Annotated in this window: 16 protein-coding genes; 8 read left to right on the top strand and 8 right to left on the bottom strand. The window is 62.4% G+C overall.

The genetic code is table 11. From position 1 onward, the window contains the following. Nucleotides 1-454 precede the first annotated feature (454 nt). The 6 genes from AB4N42_RS26115 to AB4N42_RS26090 form a co-directional block, all read right to left on the bottom strand. Complete coding sequence (locus tag AB4N42_RS26115; protein ID WP_198796553.1) at nucleotides 455-2074, bottom strand: FMN-binding glutamate synthase family protein; 1620 nt, start codon at nucleotides 2072-2074, stop codon at nucleotides 455-457. Nucleotides 2075-2312: 238 nt separating this feature from the next. Continuing rightward, nucleotides 2313-3719, bottom strand: coding sequence for an ATP-binding protein (locus tag AB4N42_RS26110; RefSeq protein ID WP_030138528.1), 1407 nt, complete (start codon nucleotides 3717-3719; stop codon nucleotides 2313-2315). After that, the gene (locus AB4N42_RS26105; RefSeq protein WP_460115552.1) at nucleotides 3716-5515 is read right to left on the bottom strand and encodes a DAHL domain-containing protein; all 1800 of its coding nucleotides are present in this window, start codon (nucleotides 5513-5515) and stop codon (nucleotides 3716-3718) included. Before AB4N42_RS26105 ends, AB4N42_RS26110 begins: the two co-directional genes overlap by 4 nt. After that, nucleotides 5512-6471, bottom strand: a complete 960-nt coding sequence (locus AB4N42_RS26100; RefSeq protein WP_460115551.1) for a cytochrome-c peroxidase — start codon at nucleotides 6469-6471, stop codon at nucleotides 5512-5514. Before AB4N42_RS26100 ends, AB4N42_RS26105 begins: the two co-directional genes overlap by 4 nt. 40 nt (nucleotides 6472-6511) lie before the next feature. Beyond that, on the bottom strand, nucleotides 6512-8386 hold the full coding sequence (locus AB4N42_RS26095) for an EAL domain-containing protein (protein WP_217861339.1): 1875 nt from the start codon (nucleotides 8384-8386) through the stop codon (nucleotides 6512-6514). After that, nucleotides 8383-10674 carry an EAL domain-containing protein gene (locus AB4N42_RS26090; protein ID WP_460115550.1) on the bottom strand — a complete coding sequence of 764 codons (2292 nt, stop codon included), beginning with the start codon at nucleotides 10672-10674 and terminating at the stop codon, nucleotides 8383-8385. The genes AB4N42_RS26095 and AB4N42_RS26090 overlap by 4 nt, the downstream gene beginning before the upstream one ends. Before the next feature lie 227 nt (nucleotides 10675-10901). On the opposite strand from AB4N42_RS26090, the gene AB4N42_RS26085 reads away from it, so the two are divergent. The 4 genes from AB4N42_RS26085 (at nucleotide 10902) to AB4N42_RS26070 (ending at nucleotide 14058) form a co-directional block, all read left to right on the top strand. Next, nucleotides 10902-12269, top strand: coding sequence for an HD domain-containing phosphohydrolase (locus tag AB4N42_RS26085; RefSeq protein WP_460115549.1), 1368 nt, complete (start codon nucleotides 10902-10904; stop codon nucleotides 12267-12269). A gap of 215 nt (nucleotides 12270-12484) precedes the next feature. Further along, nucleotides 12485-12901, top strand: coding sequence for an NUDIX hydrolase (locus AB4N42_RS26080; RefSeq protein ID WP_030138427.1), 417 nt, complete (start codon nucleotides 12485-12487; stop codon nucleotides 12899-12901). A gap of 24 nt (nucleotides 12902-12925) precedes the next feature. Then, the gene (locus tag AB4N42_RS26075; RefSeq protein ID WP_047230397.1) at nucleotides 12926-13564 is read left to right on the top strand and encodes a LysE family translocator; all 639 of its coding nucleotides are present in this window, start codon (nucleotides 12926-12928) and stop codon (nucleotides 13562-13564) included. Further along, nucleotides 13561-14058 carry a GNAT family N-acetyltransferase gene (locus AB4N42_RS26070; RefSeq protein ID WP_217861341.1) on the top strand — a complete coding sequence of 166 codons (498 nt, stop codon included), beginning with the start codon at nucleotides 13561-13563 and terminating at the stop codon, nucleotides 14056-14058. The genes AB4N42_RS26075 and AB4N42_RS26070 overlap by 4 nt, the downstream gene beginning before the upstream one ends. Nucleotides 14059-14217: 159 nt before the next feature. Here the strand turns inward: AB4N42_RS26070 and metR are convergent, their stop codons facing one another. Then, nucleotides 14218-15135, bottom strand: a complete 918-nt coding sequence (gene metR / locus AB4N42_RS26065; protein ID WP_060740854.1) for a transcriptional regulator MetR — start codon at nucleotides 15133-15135, stop codon at nucleotides 14218-14220. Nucleotides 15136-15244: 109 nt separating this feature from the next. Here metR and metE point away from each other — a divergent pair, with 109 nt between their 5' ends. Further along, on the top strand, nucleotides 15245-17557 hold the full coding sequence (gene metE / locus AB4N42_RS26060) for a 5-methyltetrahydropteroyltriglutamate--homocysteine S-methyltransferase (protein WP_460115548.1): 2313 nt from the start codon (nucleotides 15245-15247) through the stop codon (nucleotides 17555-17557). Between the two features lie 267 nt (nucleotides 17558-17824). Then, nucleotides 17825-18844: an alpha/beta fold hydrolase gene (locus AB4N42_RS26055; protein ID WP_460115547.1), complete on the top strand. Its 1020-nt coding sequence runs from the start codon at nucleotides 17825-17827 to the stop codon at nucleotides 18842-18844. A gap of 33 nt (nucleotides 18845-18877) precedes the next feature. On the opposite strand, the gene AB4N42_RS26050 is transcribed toward AB4N42_RS26055, so the two are convergent. Continuing rightward, entirely contained in the window at nucleotides 18878-19759 is an 882-nt protein-coding gene (locus tag AB4N42_RS26050) for a LysR substrate-binding domain-containing protein (RefSeq protein WP_431146041.1), read from the bottom strand. Between the two features lie 160 nt (nucleotides 19760-19919). Here AB4N42_RS26050 and AB4N42_RS26045 point away from each other — a divergent pair, with 160 nt between their 5' ends. Then, a complete protein-coding gene (locus AB4N42_RS26045; protein ID WP_460116419.1) occupies nucleotides 19920-21557 on the top strand; it encodes a 5-guanidino-2-oxopentanoate decarboxylase in 1638 nt (545 codons plus the stop codon). Next, the gene (locus AB4N42_RS26040) at nucleotides 21554-23002 is read left to right on the top strand and encodes an aldehyde dehydrogenase family protein (RefSeq protein ID WP_460115546.1); all 1449 of its coding nucleotides are present in this window, start codon (nucleotides 21554-21556) and stop codon (nucleotides 23000-23002) included. The genes AB4N42_RS26045 and AB4N42_RS26040 overlap by 4 nt, the downstream gene beginning before the upstream one ends. Nucleotides 23003-23190: the final 188 nt, after the last annotated feature.

Raw genomic sequence — 23190 nt, 5'->3', positions numbered from 1 at the left:
GCGAGGGCTGCCTGGCAGCCGTATCGACAACCTTGAATGCCTCCAATACCCCAAAAAGCGAAGCAAAACCAACCAGATCGCGCCGGGTCAACATAAGCACCTTCCGTGACGAGTGAGCCGTTGGGGTGAATGGTCAATCGCTGGGAAGTCGTCGTCTACTGTCAGAACCTACAGGTAGGACGTGGAAGCGGGGCATCCGGAAGAATGATGCACCCGTGGCGAGGGAGCTTGCTCCCGCTCGGCTCTGAAATTGGATGGCGAAGCCTGCGATCTTTTGATCTTGATGTTTCGCTCTTGATTCAAATGTAGGAGCCGGCGATCTTTTAATCTTGATGTTCGCTCTCGATTCAATTGGCGGTGGAAAGATCGCAGCCTCGTTTCACTCGGCAGATCCTACACAGCTCCTACATAGCTCCAGCGCCTACTGGCCCAGCGGGAGCAGTGTGTTTACGAGCTATGCGGCCACGATTTCCTGCGGCTCAAAACTGTCCGCCCGCGCCAGTTGCCACATCCGCGAATAGAACTGTCCATTCACTTCGCCGGTCAGCAATTCCCCAGGTTTCAGGAACACGTGTAACTGCGAAAACAGCTTGATCTCGGTCGCCGACATGCGCCTTACCAAATGCTTGGGCTGCAATTGCGAAGGATGCTCCAGCCCCGCGGCGGCGAGCATTTCGGCAAGGGCCTTGAGGGTGTTGCGGTGGAAGTTGTAGACGCGCTGGGCCTTGTCCGGGACGACCAGGGCGCGTTGGCGCAGGGTGTCCTGGGTGGCGACGCCGGTGGGGCATTTGTTGGTGTGGCAGCTTTGCGACTGGATACAGCCGATGGCGAACATGAAGCCGCGCGCGGCGTTGGCCCAGTCGGCGCCGATGGCCAGGACGCTGGCGATGTCGAAGGCGCTGACGATCTTGCCGCTGGCGCCGAGCTTGATCTTGTCGCGCAAGTTCAGGCCCACCAGGGTGTTGTGCACGAACAGCAGGCCTTCGCGCAGCGGCACGCCGATGTGGTCGGTGAATTCCACTGGCGCGGCGCCGGTGCCGCCTTCCTTGCCATCGACGACGATGAAGTCGGGCAGGATCCCGGTTTCCAGCATGGCCTTGGCAATGCCCATGAACTCCCACGGATGCCCGAGGCAGAACTTGAAGCCCACCGGTTTACCACCGGACAGTTCGCGCAATTGCTGGACGAATTGCATCAGTTCGATCGGCGTGGAAAACGCGCTGTGGCGGGACGGCGATACACAGTCCTCGCCCATGAGGATGCCACGGGTCTCGGCGATTTCCCGGGTGACCTTGTGCTTGGGCAGGATCCCGCCGTGGCCGGGCTTGGCGCCCTGGCTCATCTTGATTTCGATCATCCGCACCTGCGGGTTCCGGGCTTGGACGGCAAAGCGCTCGGGGTCGAAGCGCCCGTCGCTTGTACGGCAACCGAAATAGCCGCTGCCCAACTCCCAGGTCAGGTCGCCGCCGTGTTCGCGGTGGTAGGGGCTGATGCTGCCTTCGCCGGTGTCATGGGCGAAATTGCCGAGCTTGGCGCCCTGGTTCAACGCCCGGATGGCGTTGGCGCTCAGGGAGCCGAAGCTCATCGCCGAGATGTTGAACACCGAGGCTGAATAGGGTTGGGTGCATTGCGGGCCGCCGACCGTCACGCGAAAGCCGCTGGGGTCGCTCAGCGGCGCCGGGCGCATGGAGTGACCGATGAATTCGAAGCCGGTCTGGTAGACGTCGATCAGAGTGCCGAAGGGTTTGTCGGCGCTTTCGTTCTTGGCCCGGGAGTACACCAGCGAGCGCTGGGCCCGGGAGAAGGGCAGGGCGTCGCTGTCGGATTCCAGCAGGTACTGGCGGATCTCCGGGCGGATGCCTTCGACCAGGTAGCGAATGTTGCCCAGGATCGGGTAGTTGCGCCGCACGGCGTGGCGGCTTTGCAACAGGTCGAACAGCCCCAGCAGGCTCAGCAGCCCGGTCACCAGCGCAAATGGCCAGAGCCAGTCGTGTTGCAGGAACGGCAGGCTGGCGAGGGTGAAGATCACGCAGCCGGCGAAGAAGGCGTAGCGGCTCAGCAACGATAGGCTCATGCGGGTTCCTTGGGGGAGGGCGATTGGCGAGACATTAGCGTGGAATGCCACCCCGTGGCGAGGGAGCTTGCTCCCGCTCGGCTGCGCAGCAGTCGTAAAACCGGCTGGCGCGGTCTGACTGTTGTAGCGCGGCGCCACTCTTGGGGCTGCTGCGCCCGAGGCGTCGGACCGTCCCAGCGGGAGCAAGCTCCCTCGCCACAAAAAGCTCTCCCTCGCAGCAGCTATGCGGTGGGGTAACTCACCCCGCCAACTTCATCTGCCGCACCGGCAGCTCCACCCGGAACGTCGTCCCCACGCCCACTTCGCTGCTCACCGTGATTTCGCCGTTGTGTTTCTTCACGATGCCATAGGACAACGACAACCCAAGCCCCGTGCCTTGGCCGATGGGTTTGGTGGTGAAGAACGGGTCGAAGATTTTCTGCAGGGTTTCCGGTGGGATGCCCGAGCCGTTGTCAGCGACTTCGATCCAGACGTTGTCGCCTTCGACACCGTTGCGCAGGGTGATGGTGCCGCGCTCCGGGCCGATGGCCTGGGCGGCGTTGACGATCAGGTTCATGATCACCTGGTTGATCTGCGAGGGCAGGCATTCTACTTCCGGCAGCGGGCTGTATTGCTTGACCACATCGGCCTTGTACTTGATTTCGTTGGCGACGATGTTCAACGTCGAATCCATGCCCTGCTGCAAATTCGCCATCTGCCATTCCTGGCTGGAGTCCACCCGGGAAAAGTCCTTGAGGTCCTTGACGATCTGCCCGACGCGGGCGATGCCGTCCTTGGATTCCTTGATCAGGACCGGAATGTCTTCCACCAGGAAATCCAGTTCCACCTCCTGGCGCAGGCTCTTCAGGTTCATCACCAGCTCCGGCGAGGCAATGGCTTGCTCGGCGCTGCCATAGGCCTGGAGCATTTCCTCGAGCTTGCTGAAATAACCACCCAGGGCGCCAAGGTTGGACGAAATGAAGCCGATCGGGTTATTGATTTCGTGGGCGACGCCAGCCGCCAGTTGACCCAGGGAGGCGAGTTTTTCCGACTGCACCAGTTGGGTCTCGAGCAGCTTGCGCTCGTCGATTTCCATCTGCAGCAGCTCGCTGGCCTGCTTGAACGCCAGGGTGCGTTGTTCCACCAGGTCTTCGAGCTTGTTCATTTTCAAACGGGCGCGGGAGGTCATTTCCCATTTGGTGGTCAGGGTGTTGGCCATCTGCTGGACTTCGATGTTGTCGAAGGGCTTTTTCAATATCAGCAGCCGGTCGTGGCCGTTCAGGCGGTCGAGCAATTCGTCCCAGGAATAATCCGAGTACGCGGTGCAGACCACCACTTGCAGTTGCGGGTCGACCTTCCACAGCTCCTCGATGGTCTTGGCGCCGTCCCAACCTTCGGGCATGCGCATATCGACAAACGCCAGGGCATAAGGGCGCTCCTTTGCCAGGGCCTGCTGCAATTTGGCCAGGCCCTCCTGGCCGCCGTAGGCCGAATCCAGTTCGAACACCGTGGTGACGGCCTTCGGTGCTTCGCCGAACAGTGCGCTTTCCATGTCCTGCAGTTCGGCGTTGCTTTCCTCTTCTGGCGTCAGGATCTTTCGGAAGTCGTCATGGATGGCGGGCGTATCGTCGATCAAGAGGATGCGCCGGTTACTCATGCTGTTCATGGCTCACCTTCTGCGAGTTTCAGGGGCAGTTGCAGTACGAATGTCGCCCCGGTCCCGGGCCCCTCGCTGTGTACGGTGAGGTGGCCGTTCATTTCAATCGCCGCCAGTGCGCAACTGTGCAGGCCGAACCCGTGGCCGTCCTTACGGGTGGTAAAACCATGGGCGAAGATGCGCGTCATGTTTTCCGCCGGGATGCCTTCGCCTTCGTCCTTGACACTGATCTGCAGCTCTTCGTCTACGACCGTGGCCTTGAGGGTCATGTTCCGCGCATGGTTGGAAACCCCGGCCATGGCGTATTTGGCATTGCTGATCAGGTTGATCAGGATCAGCAGCAGGCGGTGCTTGTCGCCCATGATCCGTGGCACCTCGCCGTACTCCTTGATCACCGTCACATGGTGGCGGGTCAGGGCGCCGGAGTTCATGCGCAGGGCATCTTCGAGCAGTTCGCTGACCACCAGCGGTTCCATCAAGGTGTTGGCGCCCGCGTAGGACTGCTGCGTGGAAACGATGTCCTTGATGTGGTCGACGCTCTTGCTCAGTTGCGCCAGTTCGTCGGTCAGGCCTTGTTGTTCCACCGCGATGGCTTCCACCAACTGGTTGAGGTAGCCGGGCAGCAGCTTGCCTTTTTCGTCCTCGGTGAGGAAATGCCCCAGGTCGTGGCTGTGCTCGTTGATCAGGTTCATCGCCTTGCCCAGCCCCAGGGCCTTGCTGCTGCGCAGCTTGCGGCTGACCAGGTCGGCAGAGATATTCACGCTGTTGAGCACGTTGCCCACGTTGTGCAAGACGTTGGTGGCGATCTCCGCCATGCCGGCCTGGCGGGCGGTGTCCATCAGTTCGCTCTGGGTGTCCTTGAGCTGGCGGGTCCGTTCCTCGACCCGTTGTTCGAGTTCGTCGTTGGCGGTTTGCAGGGCAGTGTTGACCCGCTTGATTTCGCTGAAACTGCGCACCAGCCGGACGGCCAGCCAGATCAATATCAGCACCAGGAAGGTGGCGAACACCAGCAGCAGAATGTGGTTGCGCTGGTGCTTGGCGGCGGCGACCTCCTGGTCCTTTTCCAACAGGTTGGTGATGGTATCCAACCGAGGAGCGAGAGGGACTGCGTCGAAATCGTGCATCAATTGATTGACCAACGGTTGCTCGCGAAGGATCAGCGCGATATGTCGGCGAAGAATATCGACGGAGCCGACGAGCCCCGCGGGCAGTCGCTCCTTGTTGATGTCCAGCTGGTTGAGACCCATCAGGATTTCGGCAGCCTGGTCCTGGGTGGTGACCTGGGCGAACTCCAGCGTGCTCAGCAACAGGTCGTAGGTGTCGATGATGGCGCTTTGCAGCCGGAGCTTGTCTTCGTCGGACAGTTGGGCGAATTGCCGCTGGATGTCGTCCTCGGCGGTGGGCAGGAAGGCCAGGGAGTTGCGCAGCACCGCGTTGTGGGACTTGAACTGCTCCACCAGGCGGGTTTTTTCCTTGACTGCCTTGAGGTACTCGTCGCGCTGGGTTGACCAGAGCGAGGGCGCGTGACGTCCCGTTTCCGACTCGATCGCATCCAGGCGCTGCCATAGGCGTGCCATTTCATTCAAGGGTGAAACCAGCGGATCGTAATTGCGGCTCAGGGCAACCCGGGACTTGAGCACTTCGTTATCCCAGATCGCATCCTGCTGTTTGAGCAGGCGGATCAGGTCCCTTGATTCAATGTGCGAGGCGGCCTGCTGGGCACCGGATTCGATGTACATAAACAGCAGGATCGAGGCCAGCAATACACCGATGAAGGCCAGGCCGAGGCGGCGGGAGAGGCTCATAGCGGCTTGCCCTCCCATTCACCCGTGAGGGTCTTGAGGAACTCGACGATCAGCTCCGTATCGTTTTTCAGGGGCTCGCGGCCCAACTGGTACTTGAACATCACCTCGACCGCCTTCTCCAGGGTCGGCGCGGAACCGCCATGGAAATACGGCGCGGTGACAGCCACGTTGCGCAGGCTCGGCACCTTGAATACCTGGCGGTCGGCTTCGTCGCCGGTGACGTTGAAGCGCCCTTCATCCGCCCGGGTGGGGTTGCCGCGGTCTGCGATGTAATCGCCCATGACGCCGAACTTCTGGAACATGTTGCCGCCGATGTTCACGCCCTGGTGGCAGGCGATGCAGCCGTATTCCTTGAAACGCTGGTAACCGAATTTTTCCCGAGGCGTGAGGATGTCGGTGTTGCCCAGCAGATACTGGTCAAAGCGCGAGTTGGGGGTCAGTAGGGTGCGCTCGTAGTCGGCGAGGGCGTTGCGAATGTTGGGTTCGTTCACCCCGTCGGGATACGCGTTGGAAAACGCCTTGGCATAGTCCGGATCATCGGCGATCCGCTTGACCACCGTTTCCCAGGTACTGCCCATTTCCGTCGGGCTGATGACTACCATGTGCACTTGTTCTTCCAGGCTGTCGACGCGGCCGTCCCAGAACTGATGGAAGTTCAGGCTGGCGTTGAACACGGTGGGCGTATTGACTTCCACCGGCTTGCCGTCGAAGCCCAGGGAAAACGCCTTGTCGTCGGCACCGCCCTTGTCCAGGCGATGGCAGCTGGCGCAGGACAGCGTGTTGTTGACCGACAGCCGCGGGTCATTGAACAGCCGTTGGCCCAACTGGACCCGCTTGGGGTCCAGGTTCGGAACGGCAGGCAGCGGCTTGAGCGGTTCGTCCAGTGGCTCGGCGTGAGCGGCCGTGCTCAATCCCACGAGCAGGCCGAGAGCCAGAATCAATCCGTGTGACGCCATGGGGTGCTTTCCTTGAAACTGGGTTTATGAACTCTGGCGCTTACGAAAACGGGTTCGGGCGTTGTTCCCATTCGGCCATCCATTGGCTGAACGCTTGCGGCTCCACGGCCTTGCTGAAGTAATAGCCCTGCACCTCTTCGCACTGGTGGATCTTCAGGAATTCCAGTTGGTCCCGGGTCTCTACGCCTTCGGCGATGATGTGCAGGTTCAGGCTCTTGCCCAGGCTGATGATGGTGCTCACCAGTTTGGCGTCGTTACTGTCGATGCTCAGGTCACCGACGAACGACTGGTCGATCTTCAGCACGTCCACCGGAAATTTCTGCAAGTAACTCAGGCTTGAATAACCGGTGCCGAAGTCATCGATCGCCAGCCGGATACCCAGGTGCTTGATGGCCTTGAGGGTGGCAACGGTGGCGTCGATGTTCTGCATGAGCACGCTTTCGGTGATCTCCAGTTCTAACTGTGTCGGGTCCAGGCCGGTTTCCTTGAGGGTGCGGGCGATGCCGTCGACGAAACCGCGCTGGCGAAAATCGATGGCCGAGACGTTGACCGACAAGTACAGCGGCCGCATGCCCTCGGCCTGCCAGCGACACGCCTGCTGGCAGGCTTCCTGGAGCACCCATTGGCTCAGCGGCACAATCAGACCGCTGTCCTCGGCCACCGGAATGAAATCCGACGGGTAGACGAGACCGTGGTCGGGCCGGTTCCAGCGCACCAGCGCCTCGACGCCGACCACCTTGCCGCTCGCCAGGTCGAGCTTGGGCTGGTAATGCAGTACGAACTCCTTGCGCTGCAGGGCCAGGCGCAGGCCGGACTCGATGGTCTGCTGCTGCCGCGCCCGGCGGTTCATGTCCTCGGTGAAAAAACGGTAATCGTTGGGGCCGTTTTCCTTGACGTTGCGCATCGCCGTCTCGGCTTTCTTGATCAGCGCCACGGCGTCGAAGCCGTCGGCTGGATACACGCTGATGCCCAGGCTCGCCGTGACCGTCAGATCGTGGCCATCGATGGGGTGCGGGGAGTTGATCGCCGCCAGCAGTTTTTCCGCCACGCCCTTGGTCATCTGCGGGTCGGTGATATCGCCCAGGATCACCACGAACTCGTCGGAACCGTAGCGAAACACCGAGTCGGACTCACGCACCACGGTTGCCAGCGTTCGCGCCACGCGCTTGAGCATTTCATCGCCCACCGGGTGCCCCAGCGCATTGTTGATACGCTTGAAACGGTCGAGGCCGATGAACATCACCGCCAGTTGCCGATCATGGCGGCGGCATTGGGCCAGGGCCTGGGTCAGGCGATCACCGAGCAGCATGCTGTTGGGCAGTTCGGTGAGCACGTCGTATTGCAGCAGGTGGGACACCTTGAGCAATTCCTGGACCCGCTCTTCGATCGTCCGTTCCAGGGTGCGCATCTTCCGGGCCGCGTCCTGCGCCAGTTGCCATTTCCAAGTCATGGCACTGGCCATCTGGCGGATTTCCAGGGTGTCGAACGGCTTCTTGAGGATCAACAACTGGTCGTCGAACTCGATGCGTTCGGACATGGTTTCCCACGAATAGTCGGAAAACGCCGTGCACAGGGCGATCTGCAGGCGCGGGTCGGCTTTCCAGAGTTGTTCGATGGTTTGCAGGCCGTCCCAGCCCGGCGGCATGCGCATGTCGGCGAACACCAGCGCATAAGGCTGGCCTTCGGCCTGGGCGCGCTTGACCAGCTCCAGCGCCTCTTCGCCCTGGTAGGCCGAGTCGATCTGGAACTGCAATCGATTGACCTGGGGCGTGCCGAACAACAGGCTCTCGGTGTCGTCCAGCGAGTCGTCATTGCCGGCGCTGGGGCTGAGGATCTTGCGAAAGTCCTGGTGAATGGCGGGTGTGTCGTCCACCACGAGGATTCGCCGGTTGGCGGGTACCGACATGGGGTTCATGGATTGCTCTCCGATAGCTGGCTGGCCGGCCGGGTCCAGTGATCCGCCACGGGAATGATGGTCCCGGCCTTGAGCAGTTCGGCGGCCTGGCCGCTGTCCACCACGGTGCTGAAATAATGTCCCTGGGCCTGCATCGAGCCGCCGCTGGACATCAGTGTGGTGCGTTGCTCCTGGGTCTCGACACCTTCGGCAATGATGCCGATGCCCACGTCCCGGGCGAAATTAAGGATCGCGCGCAAGGTCGAGGCGTTTTCCGGGTCGTCACTGGCGCTGTCGAGAAACCGCTGGGCGAGCTTGAGATGGTTGACCCGGTACGTCTTCAGGTAATCGAACGACGAATACTCGGTGCCGAAATCATCGATGGCGACCTGCACGCCCAGTTCGCACAGGCGTGGCAACACGTCGTTGTGGGTCCATTTGGTCTGGGCCAGGGTCGCTTCGGTGACGTCGAAGCGCAGGTCCCAGGGCGCCAGCTCCCAGCGTGCGGTGGTGCGCAGTACGTCGTAAATCAGCTCGGGGCCGGTCTTGAGCTGGGTCAGGGACAGGTCGATGGCGATCACCGGCGGCGCCATGCCCTGGTCGCGCCATTGGCGCATCTGTTGGCAGGCCTGGTCGAGTACCCAGTGGCCGAGGCCGATGATGATCCCGGTTTTCTCGGCGGCGGGCATGAACGCCGCCGGTTCGAGCCAGCCGCGTTCGGGATGGTTCCAGCGCACCTGCACGCCCATGCCGAGGATCTTGCCGGTGCCAAGGTCGACTTCCGGCAGGTAGTGCAGTTGAAGCTCGTTATTCTCGATGGCCTGGCGCAGGTCATTGGCCAGGGCGACCCGGTCGGTCACTTCCTGGTTAATTTCCTCGTTGTGGAAGTGATACTGGTTGCGGCCCTTTTCCTTGGAGCGATAGAGGGCCATGTCGGATTGCGCCATCAGGCTGTCGGCACTCGGGCTCTGCGAGGTGTACAGGCTGATGCCGATGCTCACGGAAATGCGCACGTCATTGCCGTCCAGGGAATAGGGCGCCACCAGCGTGTCGCGGATCTTCGCCGCCAGCGCGGCGCAGTGGGTCGCTTCGTGGACGTCCAGTTGCAGGATGGCGAATTCGTCGCCGCCCAGGCGCGCGACCACATCGTTCTCCCGGGTACAGGCCTTGATGCGCGCGGCGACTTCCTGCAACAGCAGGTCGCCGATCGGGTGGCCGAGGGTGTCGTTGATGCGCTTGAAGTGGTCCAGGTCCAGGTAGAACATCGCGAACGGCGCCGCGCCCCGGCGTGCCGCGGCGAAGGCCTGGTGCAGGCGCTCGATCATGGTGGCGCGGTTGGCCAGCCCGGTCAGGCCATCGGTGCGCGCCAGCAGGGCGATCTTCTCCTCGGCCAGCTTGCGCTCGGTGATGTCGAGGATGATGCCTTCGACTTCCAGCAGCAGGCCTTGCTCATTGCGCACCGGAATGTAGCGGTTCTCGACCCAGCGGAACGTGCCGTCGCCGGTGCGCATGCGAAATTCGATGGAGGCGCCGGCGTTGTCGCGGTCCAGCACGCGGACCATGGCTTCGTCGACCTTGGCCTGGTCGTCGGGATGGATCAGGATTTGTGCCCAGTCCGGCGAGTCGATCAGTTGCGCCGCGACATGGCCGAACTTGGTGATGTTGTGGGAGATGTACATCAGTGGGAACGGCGGTTCGCCGCGCAGGCGATAAAGGATGGTCGGGCTGTTCTGCACGATGATGTTGGCGTCGGCCAGCTCCCGGGTGCGTTCTTCCACGGCCCGTTCGAGCATGTCCATTTTCAGCGCGGCGTCTTCGGTCATCTGCCATTTGACGGTCAGGGTGCTGGCCATCTGGCGGATTTCGATGGCATCGAAGGGTTTCTTCAGGATCAGCAGCCGGTCGCCCAATTCGAGGCGATCGGCGATGTCTTCCCAGGAATAATCCGAATAAGCCGTGCACAGCGCCACTTGCAGCTTGGGGTCGACGCGCCACAGCCGCTCGATGGTTTCGAGGCCGTCCCAACCTGGCGGCATGCGCATGTCGATAAAGGCCATGGCGAAGGGCTTGCCCTGGGCCAGGGCCGTTTCGACCTTGTTCAGGGCTTCCATGCCCTGGAACGCCGAGTCGAGTTCGAAACTCTGGCTGGAAACCGCCACCGGTGCGCCGAACAAGGCTTCTTCAGCGCTGCTCAGGTTGTCTTCAGGGGCTGCGTCGGGGCTGAGGATCTTTCGAAAATCCTCATGAATGGTTTGCGTGTCGTCGACAATTAATATTCGCCGATTGGATCGTTCCGACGACAGGCTCATGGCCGTGCACCGTCGAAATGCGGACTACAGAACCGTGGGAACATCGGATATCCCTTTCGCTAGCATGAGTATTCGGCCTGTACTTGGCCCTTCATGGGGTACAGCATAGTCGGCTCATCGGAAGCGCGAGGTGAGTGATGGCGAATTGTGTCTAAATATTCGCGATCTACTAGCCTGTCTCTCAGGGGTGATGTAGAACGGTGGTCGTCAATGGGGAGGGGATATCAATGGAAGATCAATCGTCGAACGTTCCGGTTACGAAGCCGACGGTGTTGTTGGTCGATGACGAAGAATCGATCCTCAACAGCCTGCGTCGGCTGTTGCGCAGCCAGCCGTATGAAATCCTGCTGGCCGACAGCGGCGCCAAGGCGCTGGAGATCCTCAAGGAGCGGCCAGTCGACCTGGTCATGACCGACGCGCGCATGCCCAATATGGACGGTGCCACGCTGCTGTCAGAAATCCGCAAGCTGTATCCCTCGACGTTACGCATCCTGCTCACCGGTTATGCCGACGTGGACATGATGACCAAGGCGATCAACGAGGGGCAGCTCTATCGCTACCTCAGCAAGCCCTGGAACGATGAGGAGCTGGTGCAGGCCCTGCGTCAGGCCCTGGCCCACCAGCATTCGGAAAGCGAGCGCCAGCGCCTCGAAGCCCTGAACCGCGAGCAGAACCAGCAACTCAAGACCCTCAACGCCACGCTGGAAAAACGCGTGGCGTCGCGCACTTCCGAGCTGCAGCAGACCGCCGACATGCTCGACCTGGCCTATGAAGAGCTCAAGCGCAGCTACGTAACCGGCACCGAAGTGTTCTCGCTGATCGCCAACCTGCGCCTGCCCAAGGCCAAGCAGACCAACCGGCAGATCATCGAGCTGCTCCGGGTCTATAGCCGGCTCAACTTCCTCGACGAATCCACCGACCGCGACCTGACCATGGCCGGGGCGCTCTACAACATCGGCAAGCTGAGCTGGACCGACAACATGATGGTCACGCCTGCCGACATGCTGCACCACAGCGAACTGGAGCTGTACCGCGCCTATCCGAAGCAGAGCGAATCGCTGCTGATGACGCTCGACCCGATGAAGGACGCGGCGCGGATCATCCTTCATCACCAGGAGCGTTGGGACGGCAGCGGTTTCCCCGATCACCTGCGCGGCGAGGCCATTCCGTTCGGCTCGCGGCTGCTGAAGCTGGCGGTGGATTTCATCGAGTTGCAGCGCGGGTTGATCCTGGAACGGCAGATGAACAGCGACGAAGCGCTGGTCTACATCCGCAAATACGCCGGCAAGTTGTACGACCCGGACCTGGTCGAGGACTTCATCAAGGCGTGTGCCGAATACCTGGAAGACGTGACCCTGTCCGACCCGACGGTGAAGGTCGTGACCACCCGCGAGCTGGCGGCCGGCATGGTCCTGGCGCGCAACCTCAACGCCGACAACGGCATGCTGCTGCTCAACGCCGGCAAGGTCATGAGCGGCCCGCTGATCGAAAAGCTCATCGCTTTCGAAGCGATGGAAGGGGCGCGGTACAGCGTGTTCGTCAAGATTCCGGAAGAAGAGTCGGACCCTTCGGCGCCGAAGCCGATGTTGGGGTGATGAAAGTCTGACAGGCGATTCGGTTCCCCTGTGGGAGCGAGCTTGCTCGCGATAGCGGAGTATCAGTCAGATATTTTTCGACTGACACACCGCTATCGCGAGCAAGCTCGCTCCCACAAAGGACTGCGGTGGGTTGTGGAATGGCGCCAGGCTTTGCTCCCCGCCGCCGCGATCTGTAGTCTCCCCGGCATTTTCCGCCTGAGGTTCTGTAAAACATGACCACCCCCCTGATCCGCATCGCCGCCGCCCTGCTCATCGGCCCGGACGGCCGAACCCTGCTGGTGCGCAAGCGCGGAACCCTGGCCTTCATGCAGCCGGGTGGCAAGATCGAAGCCCATGAGCAACCGGTCCAGGCCCTGGCTCGGGAATTGGACGAAGAACTTGGGCTCAAGATCGATCCGGAGCAGGCCCGTCATCTGGGGCAGTTCAGTGCGCCGGCTGCCAATGAGCCGGGGTTCATCGTGCAGGCCGAAGTTTTTTTGCTGGACATCGACGCCCCGGTTTTTCCCGCCGCTGAGATCGAAGAAATCTGCTGGGTCGACACGATTGGCGACATTGATCTTTTCCTGGCGCCGTTGACAACCGAGGTGATCCTGCCGTTTTATCGTGCCACTTGCCTCGCGACCTGCTGATCCAAGACTCAAGGACTGATACCCATGATTCCATTGCCGGACCTGCTGATTTTCGCCGCCGCCGCGTTGTTGATGGTGCTCACGCCCGGCCCGAACATGATCTACCTGATTTCCCGTTCGATCTGCCAGGGCCGCAAGGCCGGCGTCACTTCTTTGCTCGGAGTGGTGGCGGGCTTCTTCGTGCACATGTTTGCCGCTGCGGCGGGGCTGACGGCGGTGTTCCTGGCGGTGCCCATGGCCTATGAAGTGCTGAAATGGGCCGGTGCGCTGTACCTGTTGTGGCTGGCCTGGCAAGCCGTGAAACCCGGCGCGCGTTCGCCGTTTCAGGCCCAGCAATTGCCGGCTGACTCGACCCGCAAGCTGATCACGATGGGCTTTCTCACTAGCGCCCTGAACCCGAAGATCGCGGTGTTCTACCTGTCGGTGTTCCCGCAGTTCATCAGCCCGGAACACGGTTCGCTGTTCACCCAGAGCATCATCCTCGGGCTGACGCAGATCAGCGTGAGTTTCAGTGTCAACCTGCTGATCGCGCTGTTCGCCGCCGGGATTGCCTCGTGGTTCGTCCACAACCCGACCTGGCTGGCGGCGCAACGCTATTTCATGGGCTTTGTGCTCGGTGCGCTGGCCCTGCGACTGATGCTTGAGCAACGGCGTTCGGCGTGAGCATCCGACGGCTGAAGGCAGGTGATGCCGAGGGCTATCGCGAGTTGATGCTCCAGGCTTATGAATTTCATCCACAGGCCTTCACCTCCAGCGCCAGCGAACGAGCGGCGCTGCCCATCAATTGGTGGGAATCGCGCCTGACCAGCCGGCTCGAAGTGATCCTCGGCGCGTTCGTGGCGGATGAACTGGTCGGTATCGTCGGCCTGGCCCTGGAGCCCCGGCTGAAGGCCCGGCACAAGGCGACGTTGTTTGGCATGTACGTCGTCGAGCCCCATCGTCACACCGGGTTGGGTGAACGCCTGATGCAGGCCGCCCTCGACGAAGCCCGTCGCCATGCCTTCCTGCGCCTCGTGCAACTGACCGTCACCGCCGGCAACGAGCCGGCGATCAAGCTCTACCAACGCTGCGGTTTCGTGCTGTATGGCCTTGAGCCGATGGCGATCCGCGTGGGGGACGAATACCTCGACAAGGTCCATATGTGGCTTGAGCTCTGAACTCACCGAAGATTTGAGTGATGGAGCTTTTTGTGGCGAGGGAGCTTGCTCCCGCTGGGCCGGTCCGACGCTTCGGGCGCAGCAGACCTTTCGTGTGGCCGCTTCGCGCCCAAGCGGGAGCAAGCTCCCTCGCCACAAAGGCATTCAGCACAAAAGCGATCAGCGCACCGCGCTGACACCGTCGAGGGTGGAAAACGATGTGTCTTTCGCCGTCAGCAGGAAATCGCGCATATACGGCGCATCCAGCATGTCGGTCCGCACCGCCGCGTAGAGCGTGGCGAACAAGCCTTTCTCCCCCAGCCGCTTGGCCTTCACGTAGCCCCGCGAGCTGTATTCATGCAGCGCCCAATGCGGCATGCCGCAGACGCCTCGGCCGCTGGCGACCAGTTGCATCATCATCACCGTCAGCTCGGAGGTGCGGACCTGGGCCGGTTCGATGTCGGCTGGTTCGAGGAACCGAGTGAAGATGTCCAGGCGATCGCGCTCCACCGGATACGTGATCAAGGTTTCGCTGATCAAGTCTTCGGGCACGATGTACGGCTTGCCTGCCAGCCGATGCTGGTTGGCAACGGCGAGCATCGCTTCGTAGGTGAACAGCGGCACGTAGGTGATGCCAGCAAGTTCCAGCGGGTCGGAGGTCACCACCAGGTCCAGGTCGCCACGGGCCAGGGCCGGCAGCGGGGCGAAGGCAAAGCCCGAGGCGAGATCGAGTTCGACTTCGGGCCAGGCATCGCGGAACTGGTCGATGGTCGGCATCAGCCACTGGAAGCAGCTATGGCATTCGATGGCCATGTGTAGGCGTCCGGCGGTGCCGCCTGCCAGCCGTGCAATGTCCCGTTCGGCGCTGCGCAGCAGCGGCAAGGCGGCGTCGGCCAGTTGCAGCAGGCGCAGGCCGGCACTGGTGAAACGGACCGGTTTGGTCTTGCGCACGAACAACTGCATGCCCAGGCGCTCTTCCAATTCCTTGAATTGGTGGGACAGCGCGGATTGGGTCAGGTGCAAGCGTTCGGCGGCTTCCACCAGGCTGTCGGCTTCGCGCAAGGCATGCAGCGTCTTCAGATGACGGAGTTCAAGCACCGGGATTGCTCCATGAATAAAACTTGTGATCAACACGAAAAGGTTGAGTTTGTCTCATGTGGGGCTGGCTGTCGACAATGGCGCCATCTTTTACAGAAGGACATTCACCATGGCCCTGGCCCATACCCTCGGTTTTCCCCGCATCGGCGCCGACCGTGAACTGAAGAAAGCCCTCGAAGCCTATTGGAAAGGCGACCTGGCCCCGACCGCTTTGCAAGCCGTTGGGCGTGAATTGCGGGCCCGGCACTGGCAATTGCAGAAAGACGCCGGCATCGACCTGCTGCCGGTGGGCGACTTTGCCTGGTACGACCAAGTGCTCAGCCACAGCTTGACGCTGGGCGCCGTCCCGCCACGTTTCCACGGCACCTTGGATGATCAGGGCAAGCCGACGCTCGACACCTTGTTCGCCATGGCCCGTGGCGCCACGACCCGTTGCTGCGGCGCCGGTCACGGTCAGGCGCCGTACGCCCAGGAGCTGACCAAGTGGTTCGATACCAACTATCACTACCTGGTCCCGGAGTTTTCCGCCGACCAGACCTTCGCCCTGAGCTGGGAGCAGCTGTTCGACGAAGTCGACGAAGCCCACGCCCTCGGGCATCGGGTCAAACCGGTGATCATCGGCCCGCTGACTTACCTGTGGCTGGGCAAGGCCAAGGGCGACGACTTCGACAAGCTCGACCTGCTGGAGCGCCTGCTGCCGGTCTACGGTGAGATCCTCAATCGCCTCAAGGCCCAAGGCGTGGAGTGGGTGCAGATCGATGAGCCGATTCTTACCCTTGACCTGCCACTGGCCTGGAAAAGCGCCTTCGAGCGCGCTTATCACATCCTCCAGTACTCGCCGCTGAAAAAACTGGTGGCGACCTATTTCAGTGGCCTGGAAGACAACCTCGGCCTGGCGGTGAGCCTGCCGGTGGACGGCTTGCACATCGACGCGGTGCGCGCCCCGGAACAATTGGGGCAAGTGCTGGACCGCCTGCCGACCTACAAGATTCTCTCGGTGGGCCTGGTCAACGGTCGCAACGTCTGGCGTTGTGAGTTGGAGCAGGCGCTGGCGCAGTTGCGACCGGCCCAGGAACGCTTCGGCGATAACCTGTGGGTCAGCACGTCCTGCTCGCTGCTGCACAGCCCGGTGGATCTGGAGCGCGAAGACAAACTCGATCCCGAACTCAAGAGCTGGCTGGCGTTCGCCGTGCAGAAGTGCGGCGAAGTCGCGGTGTTGCGCGATGCGCTGAACGATCCGCAGGCGCCTGGCGTACAGCAGGCGTTGATCCACAGCCGAGCAGTACAGGCCCGCCGCGCGGCCTCGGCGCGTATCCATAAACCCCACGTCCAGGAGCGTCTGGCGGCGATCCGGCCACAGGACAGCCAACGGCGCTCGCCGTTTGCCAAGCGCATCGAGCAACAGCGTGTGCGGCTCCAGCTGCCAGCGTTTCCCACCACCTCCATTGGCTCCTTCCCACAGACACCGGCGATTCGTCTGGCGCGCCAGGCCTACAAGCAAGGCACGCTGTCGGCCAACGATTACCAGGACGCGATGCACACCGAGATCCGCCACGCGGTGCAGATCCAGGAACGCCTGGGCCTGGACGTGCTGGTGCACGGTGAAGCCGAGCGCAACGACATGGTCGAATACTTCGCCGAGCAACTGGACGGCTACGCTTTCACCCGTTTTGGCTGGGTACAGAGCTACGGCTCGCGGTGTGTGAAACCGGCGATCATCTTTGGTGACATCAGCCGGCCCGAGGCGATGACGGTCGATTGGATTCGCTACGCGCAAGGTCTCACCGACAAACCCATGAAAGGCATGCTCACCGGCCCCGTGACCATGTTGATGTGGTCGTTCCCCCGGGAGGACGTGTCACGCAAGACCCAGGCCCGACAGTTGGCCCTGGCCTTGCGCGACGAGGTGCTGGACCTGGAAAAAGCCGGGATCGCTATTGTGCAAATCGACGAAGCGGCCTTTCGCGAAGGCTTGCCGCTGCGGCGCGGGCAATGGCAGGAATACCTCGATTGGGCCGTGGAAGCGTTCCGCCTGAGCGCCTCGGGCGTGAGCGATGAAACCCAGATTCACACCCACATGTGCTACAGCGAATTCAACGACGTGATCAAGGCCATCGCCGACATGGACGCCGATGTCATCACCGTCGAAACCTCGCGTTCGGACATGGAACTGCTCGATGCATTCGAGGCGTTCGACTACCCCAACGACATCGGCCCGGGCGTCTACGACATCCACTCGCCGAGGGTGCCGGACACCGCCGAAATGGTGGCGCTGATGCGCAAGGCCGTGCAGCGCATCCCCGCCGAACGGTTGTGGGTCAACCCCGATTGCGGGCTGAAGACCCGGGCATGGCCGGAGACGGAAGCGGCGCTGGTGAACATGGTGGCGGCAGCGCGGCAGTTGCGGGGGCAGGTTGCCTGAACCACCACCGCCCCCGTGGCGAGGGAGCTTGCTCCCGCTGGGTTGCGCAGCAACCCCAGAACATCTCCCCGCCACCACGGTGCGTCAGACAAACCCAAAGGGCTGCTACGCAGCCCAGCGGGAGCAAGCTCCCTCGCCACGGGTGATCATGGCTTCAGATAACCACTCGGCAATCTTCATCAAACTGTCACGCAACTGTGGCAGCGCGCTTGAACAAACTTCATCAGACTCGCGCTCTACTGGGGTTCTGCGTTTTGGTGTTTCTTCATGCGTGTATTCATTTTCCTGGCCGCGTTGTTGTGCGGCTTGCCGTCGTTGGCGGCTTCTCGTTGTGATGTCAATGTCGCGACCCAACGGGTCGACCTGGACCAGGTAAGCCTGGCGTACCAGAGCATCGGGCGTGCCTCCGACCCGGCGCTGTTGTTGGTGATGGGCTTGGGCGGGCAGTTGATCCACTGGCCGGACGAAGTGGTGGTCGCGCTATGCGAACAAGGTTTCCGGGTGATCCGCTATGACAACCGCGACGTCGGCCTGTCCGCCTGGCGCCAGGCGCCCGGCAGCGCCAACCTGACGTTCGAGGCCTTGCGCTACAAACTCGGCCTGCCCGTGGCGGCGCCTTATTCACTGACAGACATGGCCGCCGATGGCCTGGGCTTGATGGACGCTCTGCACGTGCAAAGCTTCCATGTATTGGGCGTCAGCATGGGCGGCATGATCGCCCAGCACATGGCCGCCATGGCGCCCCAGCGGGTCGAGAGCCTGACGTTGATCATGACCACTTCAGGCGCGCAAGGCTTGCCGGCGCCCAGTGAAACCCTGGTGCAATTGTTATCGCGGCGCAGCGCACCGAATCGCGAGGTGGCGCTGGAGCAGCAGGCCGACTTGCTCGCTGCGCTGGGCAGCCCGATGGTGGTGGATGATCGGCAGGTCCTGCTGCACCAGGCGGCGGTCGCCTACGACCGGGCCTTCAACCCCGAGGGTGTGAAGCGCCAGATCATGGCGATCATGGCCGAGCCGAGCCGGGTGGCGCTGCTGAACCAACTGCAGGTGCCGACCCTGGTCGTCCACGGCACTGCCGATCCGTTGTTGCCGGTGATGCATGGCGTGCACCTCGCGGCGCATATCCGCGGCAGCCAGTTGAAGCTGATCCCGGGCCTGGCCCATCGCTTTCAGGAAGCCTTCAAGGAACCGTTGCTGGGGGCGGTGTTGCCGTATCTGCAGCAGCATCGCGAAGACACCTCGCACTGGGCGCAGATCGAGCCGGCGCAGGCGCCGAATCTGCTTTGATTAACCGAGGCCTCCCTCGCCACAAAAGAACCCTCAGCGCGCCCGGGCCTGCGCCACCAACCACCCCATCAATTCCTGCAACGGCCCCGACACCTCGGGTTTGCGCGGGTACACCAGGTGATAACCCAACCCCGTCCTGACCTTCAAATCGAACGGCATCACCAGCCGGCCGGCGCTGAGGTCTTCGCCGATCAGCGACCAGTCGCCAATCGCCACGCCCGTGCCTTGGGAGGCCATGGACATCGCCAGGTCCAGGGTTTCGAAATGCTGGCCCTTGCTGACGTTGCTCAGGTGCACGTCGGCCGCCGCCAGCCAGGCATTCCAGTCGCGCTCGTCGGCGGTGGGGTGCAGGAGCAAATGTTGTTGCAGATCGATGGGTGAATCCAAGGGGACCGGACCTTCCAGCAAGGGGCGCGAGCACACCGGTGTCAGCTGTTCATCGAACAAGTGCAGACAGTCAAGCGAGGCGTCGGGCGGCGGGCCGTAGACCACCGCCGCGTCGAACGCCTCACGCTGGAAATCCACGCCGTGGCGGACCGTGGTGGTCAGTTCCACCGGCACGTCCGGGCGCTCCTTCTGCCATTGCAACAGGCGCGGCAGCAGCCAGCGCATCACACAGGTCGGGGCCTTGAGCTGGAGGGTCTGGCGCTTCTCGCCGATCTGCTCGACCGCTTCGCCGATCAGGCTGAACACCTGCTGCACCCGAGGCAGCCACGCCTGGCCCTCGGCGGTCAGGCTCAAGCCGCGTGCCTGGCGCTGGAACAGCGCATAACCCAAATGATCCTCCAGCCCGGCGATCTGCCGGCTCACCGCGCCCTGGGTGATGTGCAGTTGTTCGGCGGCGCGGGTGAAGTTGCAGCATTGGGCCGTGATTAGAAACGTGTGCAGCGTCGGCAGCGGTGGGAGGCGTTTCATTTGGGATCCAAGCCATGACGTGAGGACATGGCTAGTATGACTTTTTATCCATTGTTGCCGCTACGGCCTGACCGTTCCAATAACGCCATTCCCTCAGAACAAAAGGGGCCCGCCTGGTGACGTGCGGGGCTCTTTTGAAGACAAGAAAAAGGCAATGGCAATGGCGACGTGCGGCGAAGTATTGGTCAAGTTACTCGAAGGCTATGGCGTGGAGCAGGTGTTCGGCATTCCCGGCGTGCACACGGTCGAGTTGTACCGCGGGCTGGCGCGCTCGAGCATCCGCCATGTGACGCCGCGCCATGAGCAGGGCGCCGGTTTCATGGCCGACGGTTACGCCCGGGTCAGTGGCAAGCCGGGCGTGTGCTTCATCATCACCGGTCCTGGCATGACCAACATCACCACCGCCATGGGCCAGGCCTACGCCGATTCGATCCCCATGCTGGTGATCTCCAGCGTGCAGTCGCGCAGCCAGTTGGGCGGCGGGCGCGGCAAGCTCCATGAACTGCCGAACCAGGGCGCGCTGGTGGGCGGTGTGGCGGCGTTTTCCCATACGCTGATGTCGGCCGGCGAATTGCCGGCCCTGCTGGCCCGGGCCTTTGCGTTGTTCCAGGCCGGGCGGCCGCGACCGGTGCACATCGAGATACCGTTGGATGTGCTCGTGGAGGAGGCCGATGACTTGCTTGGCAGCACGCCGGTGAATATCAGCCGTGCCGGGGCCGCGCCCAGTGCGGTGGAGCAAATGGCAGCCCTGCTGGCGACGGCGCGGCGGCCGTTGATTCTTGCCGGAGGCGGGGCGCTGGACGCCGGGGCTGAATTGACCGAACTGGCCGAACGCCTCGGCGCTCCCGTGGCGTTGACCATCAATGCCAAGGGCCTGCTGCCGTCGCGCCATCCGTTGCTGATCGGCTCTACCCAGAGCCTGGTCGCCACCCGTGCGCTAGTGGCCGAAGCCGACGTGGTGCTGGCGATCGGCACCGAGCTGGCCGAGACCGATTACGACGTCACTTTCGCCGGTGGCTTCGAGATTCCCGGCGCGTTGTTGCGCATCGACATTGACCCCGACCAGACCGTACGCAACTACCCGCCAAAACTGGCGCTGGTGGCCGACGCCCGCAGTGCCGCCCAGGCATTGCTCGATGCATTGAACCGTCGCGTGTCCGGCGCGGGCGACGACCATTGGGGCGCGGTTCGTGTCGAACGGCTGCGGACTGAACTCGATCAGCAATGGGACGCTCCGACCCGCGCCCAGTCCCTGTTCCTCGACACCGTCTTGCAGGCATTGCCCGAAGCGGTTTTCGTCGGCGATTCCACCCAGCCGGTCTACACCGGCAACCTCACCTTCAATCCCGAACGCCCGCGCCGCTGGTTCAATTCGTCCACGGGCTACGGCACGCTCGGCTACGCGTTGCCGGCGGCGATCGGTGCCTGGCTTGGCGGTGTCGACAACGGTCATGGTCGCCCGCCCGTGGTGTGCCTGATCGGCGATGGCGGCTTGCAGTTCACCCTGCCGGAACTGGCCAGCGCCGTGGAAGCGCGCACGCCAGTGATCGTGTTGCTGTGGAATAACCAAGGCTACGAAGAGATCAAGAAATACATGGTCAACCGCGCCATCGAGCCGGTGGGCGTGGACATCTACACGCCGGATTTCATTGGTGTCGCCAAGGCCTTGGGCTGCGTTGCCGAAGCTGTCGATGGCGTGGCGCAACTGCATACCGCTTTACTCGCCGCTTGCGACCGGCAGGGTCCGACGTTGATTGAAATCGACCAGGCAAACTGGATGGCGCAGGTGGCGAAATGAATTTCCCTACGACGCAAGACGGGCTGTACATCAATGGCGAATGGTTGGCGGGCGATCAACCGTTGCGAGTGATCAACCCGGCGACCGAGGCACTGCTGACCACGGTATATAGCGGCGCCGAGCATGCCGTTGATCAAGCCTTGGCGGCCGCTACCCAGGCATTCGGCCCATGGTCAAGCACCTCGGGTGCCGAGCGCGGCGCGTTGCTGCGCCGTATCGCTGCCGGCGTGCGGGGTGCTCGTGAGCGGCTGATGCATGTGCAATCGAGCAACAACGGCAAGCCGCTTTTCGAAGCAGCCATCGATGTCGACGATGTGGTCGCGACCTTCGAGTATTACGCCGGGTTGGCCGAAGAACTGGACGTCCGCCAGGACAGCCCATTGGCGTTGCCCAGCGATGATTTCAGCGCACGCATCCGCCGCGAACCCTGCGGCGTGGTCGGCTTGATCGTGCCGTGGAATTTCCCGATGGTCACCACCGCCTGGAAACTCGCCCCGGCCCTGGCCGCCGGCTGCTGCGTGGTGCTCAAGCCTTCGGAAGTCACGCCGTTGCCGGAGCTGGAACTGGCCTCGATCATCGCCGGATGCGGCTTGCCCGATGGCGTGTTCAACCTGGTCTGTGGCACGGGCCTGGCCGTTGGTGCGCCGCTGGCGTCGGACCCGCGGGTGGCGAAGATTTCCTTCACCGGCAGCAACGCGGTGGGCGTGCAAGTGATGCAACGGGCGGCGGAAACGGTGAAGGGCGTGAGCCTGGAACTGGGGGGCAAATCGTCCTTGCTGGTACTGGCCGACGCGGACTTGGACCTGGCGGTGGAGCTGGCCTGCGGCGGTGGTTTCTTCAATGCCGGGCAGATGTGTTCGGCCACCACTCGGGTGTTGGTGGCGGATGAGCTGGCCGATGAATTCCTGCAACGGCTCAAGGCGCGCGCCGAGGCGATTCGCGTAGCCGATCCGTTTGACCCGGACGTGGAAATGGGCGCGCTGGTCAACCAGGCGCAATACCAGCGGGTGCTGGGACACATCGACCGCGGCTTGAGCGCTGGGGCGACGCTGGTGTGCGGTGGTCAGCGACCTGCGCATCTGTCGCGCGGCTTTTTTTTACAGCCGACTCTCTTCACCAACGTGCCCCTGGACAGTGCGTTGTGGTGTGAAGAGATTTTTGGGCCGGTGCTGTGTGTACGCAGTTTCAGCTCCCAAGCGGAGGCAATTGCCCTGGCCAACGACAGTCGTTTCGGCCTGGTCGCCAGTGTGGTCAGCCGCGATGCCGAGGCGGCCGGGAAGGTCGCCGATGCCTTGCAGGCCGGGCTGGTGTGGATCAACGCACCGCAAGTGATTTTTCCCCAGGCCGCTTGGGGCGGTTACAAGCAGAGCAGCCTGGGCCGTGAATTAGGCCCTTGGGGACTGGCGGCGTTCCAGGAAATCAAGCATGTGATCCGGGCCGTCTGACGGCCCGTTATTCGGTCATGCATGCCTCGAAAAAAGGCATGCGCCACGGACATGGCTTCAATGAGTTTTTTTCGATAGTCAGGGATTTTGCACAACCTCAGGATGGCCGCAGACAGCGGCGAAGCCCTTGCAATACGGGGCTTTGGCCGTCGTTGAACGGTGCGGGCGCTACAGGTTTTACCCACCTC

This window comes from Pseudomonas sp. H2_D02, assembly GCF_054677635.1.
The sequence above is the reverse complement of the archived record's forward strand: the minus strand, read 5'-3'. Positions and strand labels throughout refer to the sequence as shown.

What these genes read in the sequence shown, in the direction of transcription:
- AB4N42_RS26095 (WP_217861339.1), bottom strand. Translation starts at nt 8,386, where the DNA reads ATGAACCCCATGTCGGTACCCGCCAACCGGCGAATCCTCGTGGTGGAC.
- AB4N42_RS26100 (WP_460115551.1), bottom strand. Translation starts at nt 6,471, where the DNA reads ATGGCGTCACACGGATTGATTCTGGCTCTCGGCCTGCTCGTGGGATTG.
- AB4N42_RS26075 (WP_047230397.1), top strand. Translation starts at nt 12,926, where the DNA reads ATGATTCCATTGCCGGACCTGCTGATTTTCGCCGCCGCCGCGTTGTTG.
- AB4N42_RS26085 (WP_460115549.1), top strand. Translation starts at nt 10,902, where the DNA reads ATGGAAGATCAATCGTCGAACGTTCCGGTTACGAAGCCGACGGTGTTG.
- AB4N42_RS26040 (WP_460115546.1), top strand. Translation starts at nt 21,554, where the DNA reads ATGAATTTCCCTACGACGCAAGACGGGCTGTACATCAATGGCGAATGG.
- AB4N42_RS26080 (WP_030138427.1), top strand. Translation starts at nt 12,485, where the DNA reads ATGACCACCCCCCTGATCCGCATCGCCGCCGCCCTGCTCATCGGCCCG.
- AB4N42_RS26105 (WP_460115552.1), bottom strand. Translation starts at nt 5,515, where the DNA reads ATGAGCCTCTCCCGCCGCCTCGGCCTGGCCTTCATCGGTGTATTGCTG.
- metE (WP_460115548.1), top strand. Translation starts at nt 15,245, where the DNA reads ATGGCCCTGGCCCATACCCTCGGTTTTCCCCGCATCGGCGCCGACCGT.
- AB4N42_RS26045 (WP_460116419.1), top strand. Translation starts at nt 19,920, where the DNA reads ATGGCGACGTGCGGCGAAGTATTGGTCAAGTTACTCGAAGGCTATGGC.
- AB4N42_RS26090 (WP_460115550.1), bottom strand. Translation starts at nt 10,674, where the DNA reads ATGAGCCTGTCGTCGGAACGATCCAATCGGCGAATATTAATTGTCGAC.
- AB4N42_RS26050 (WP_431146041.1), bottom strand. Translation starts at nt 19,759, where the DNA reads ATGAAACGCCTCCCACCGCTGCCGACGCTGCACACGTTTCTAATCACG.
- AB4N42_RS26110 (WP_030138528.1), bottom strand. Translation starts at nt 3,719, where the DNA reads ATGAACAGCATGAGTAACCGGCGCATCCTCTTGATCGACGATACGCCC.
- AB4N42_RS26055 (WP_460115547.1), top strand. Translation starts at nt 17,825, where the DNA reads ATGCGTGTATTCATTTTCCTGGCCGCGTTGTTGTGCGGCTTGCCGTCG.
- AB4N42_RS26115 (WP_198796553.1), bottom strand. Translation starts at nt 2,074, where the DNA reads ATGAGCCTATCGTTGCTGAGCCGCTACGCCTTCTTCGCCGGCTGCGTG.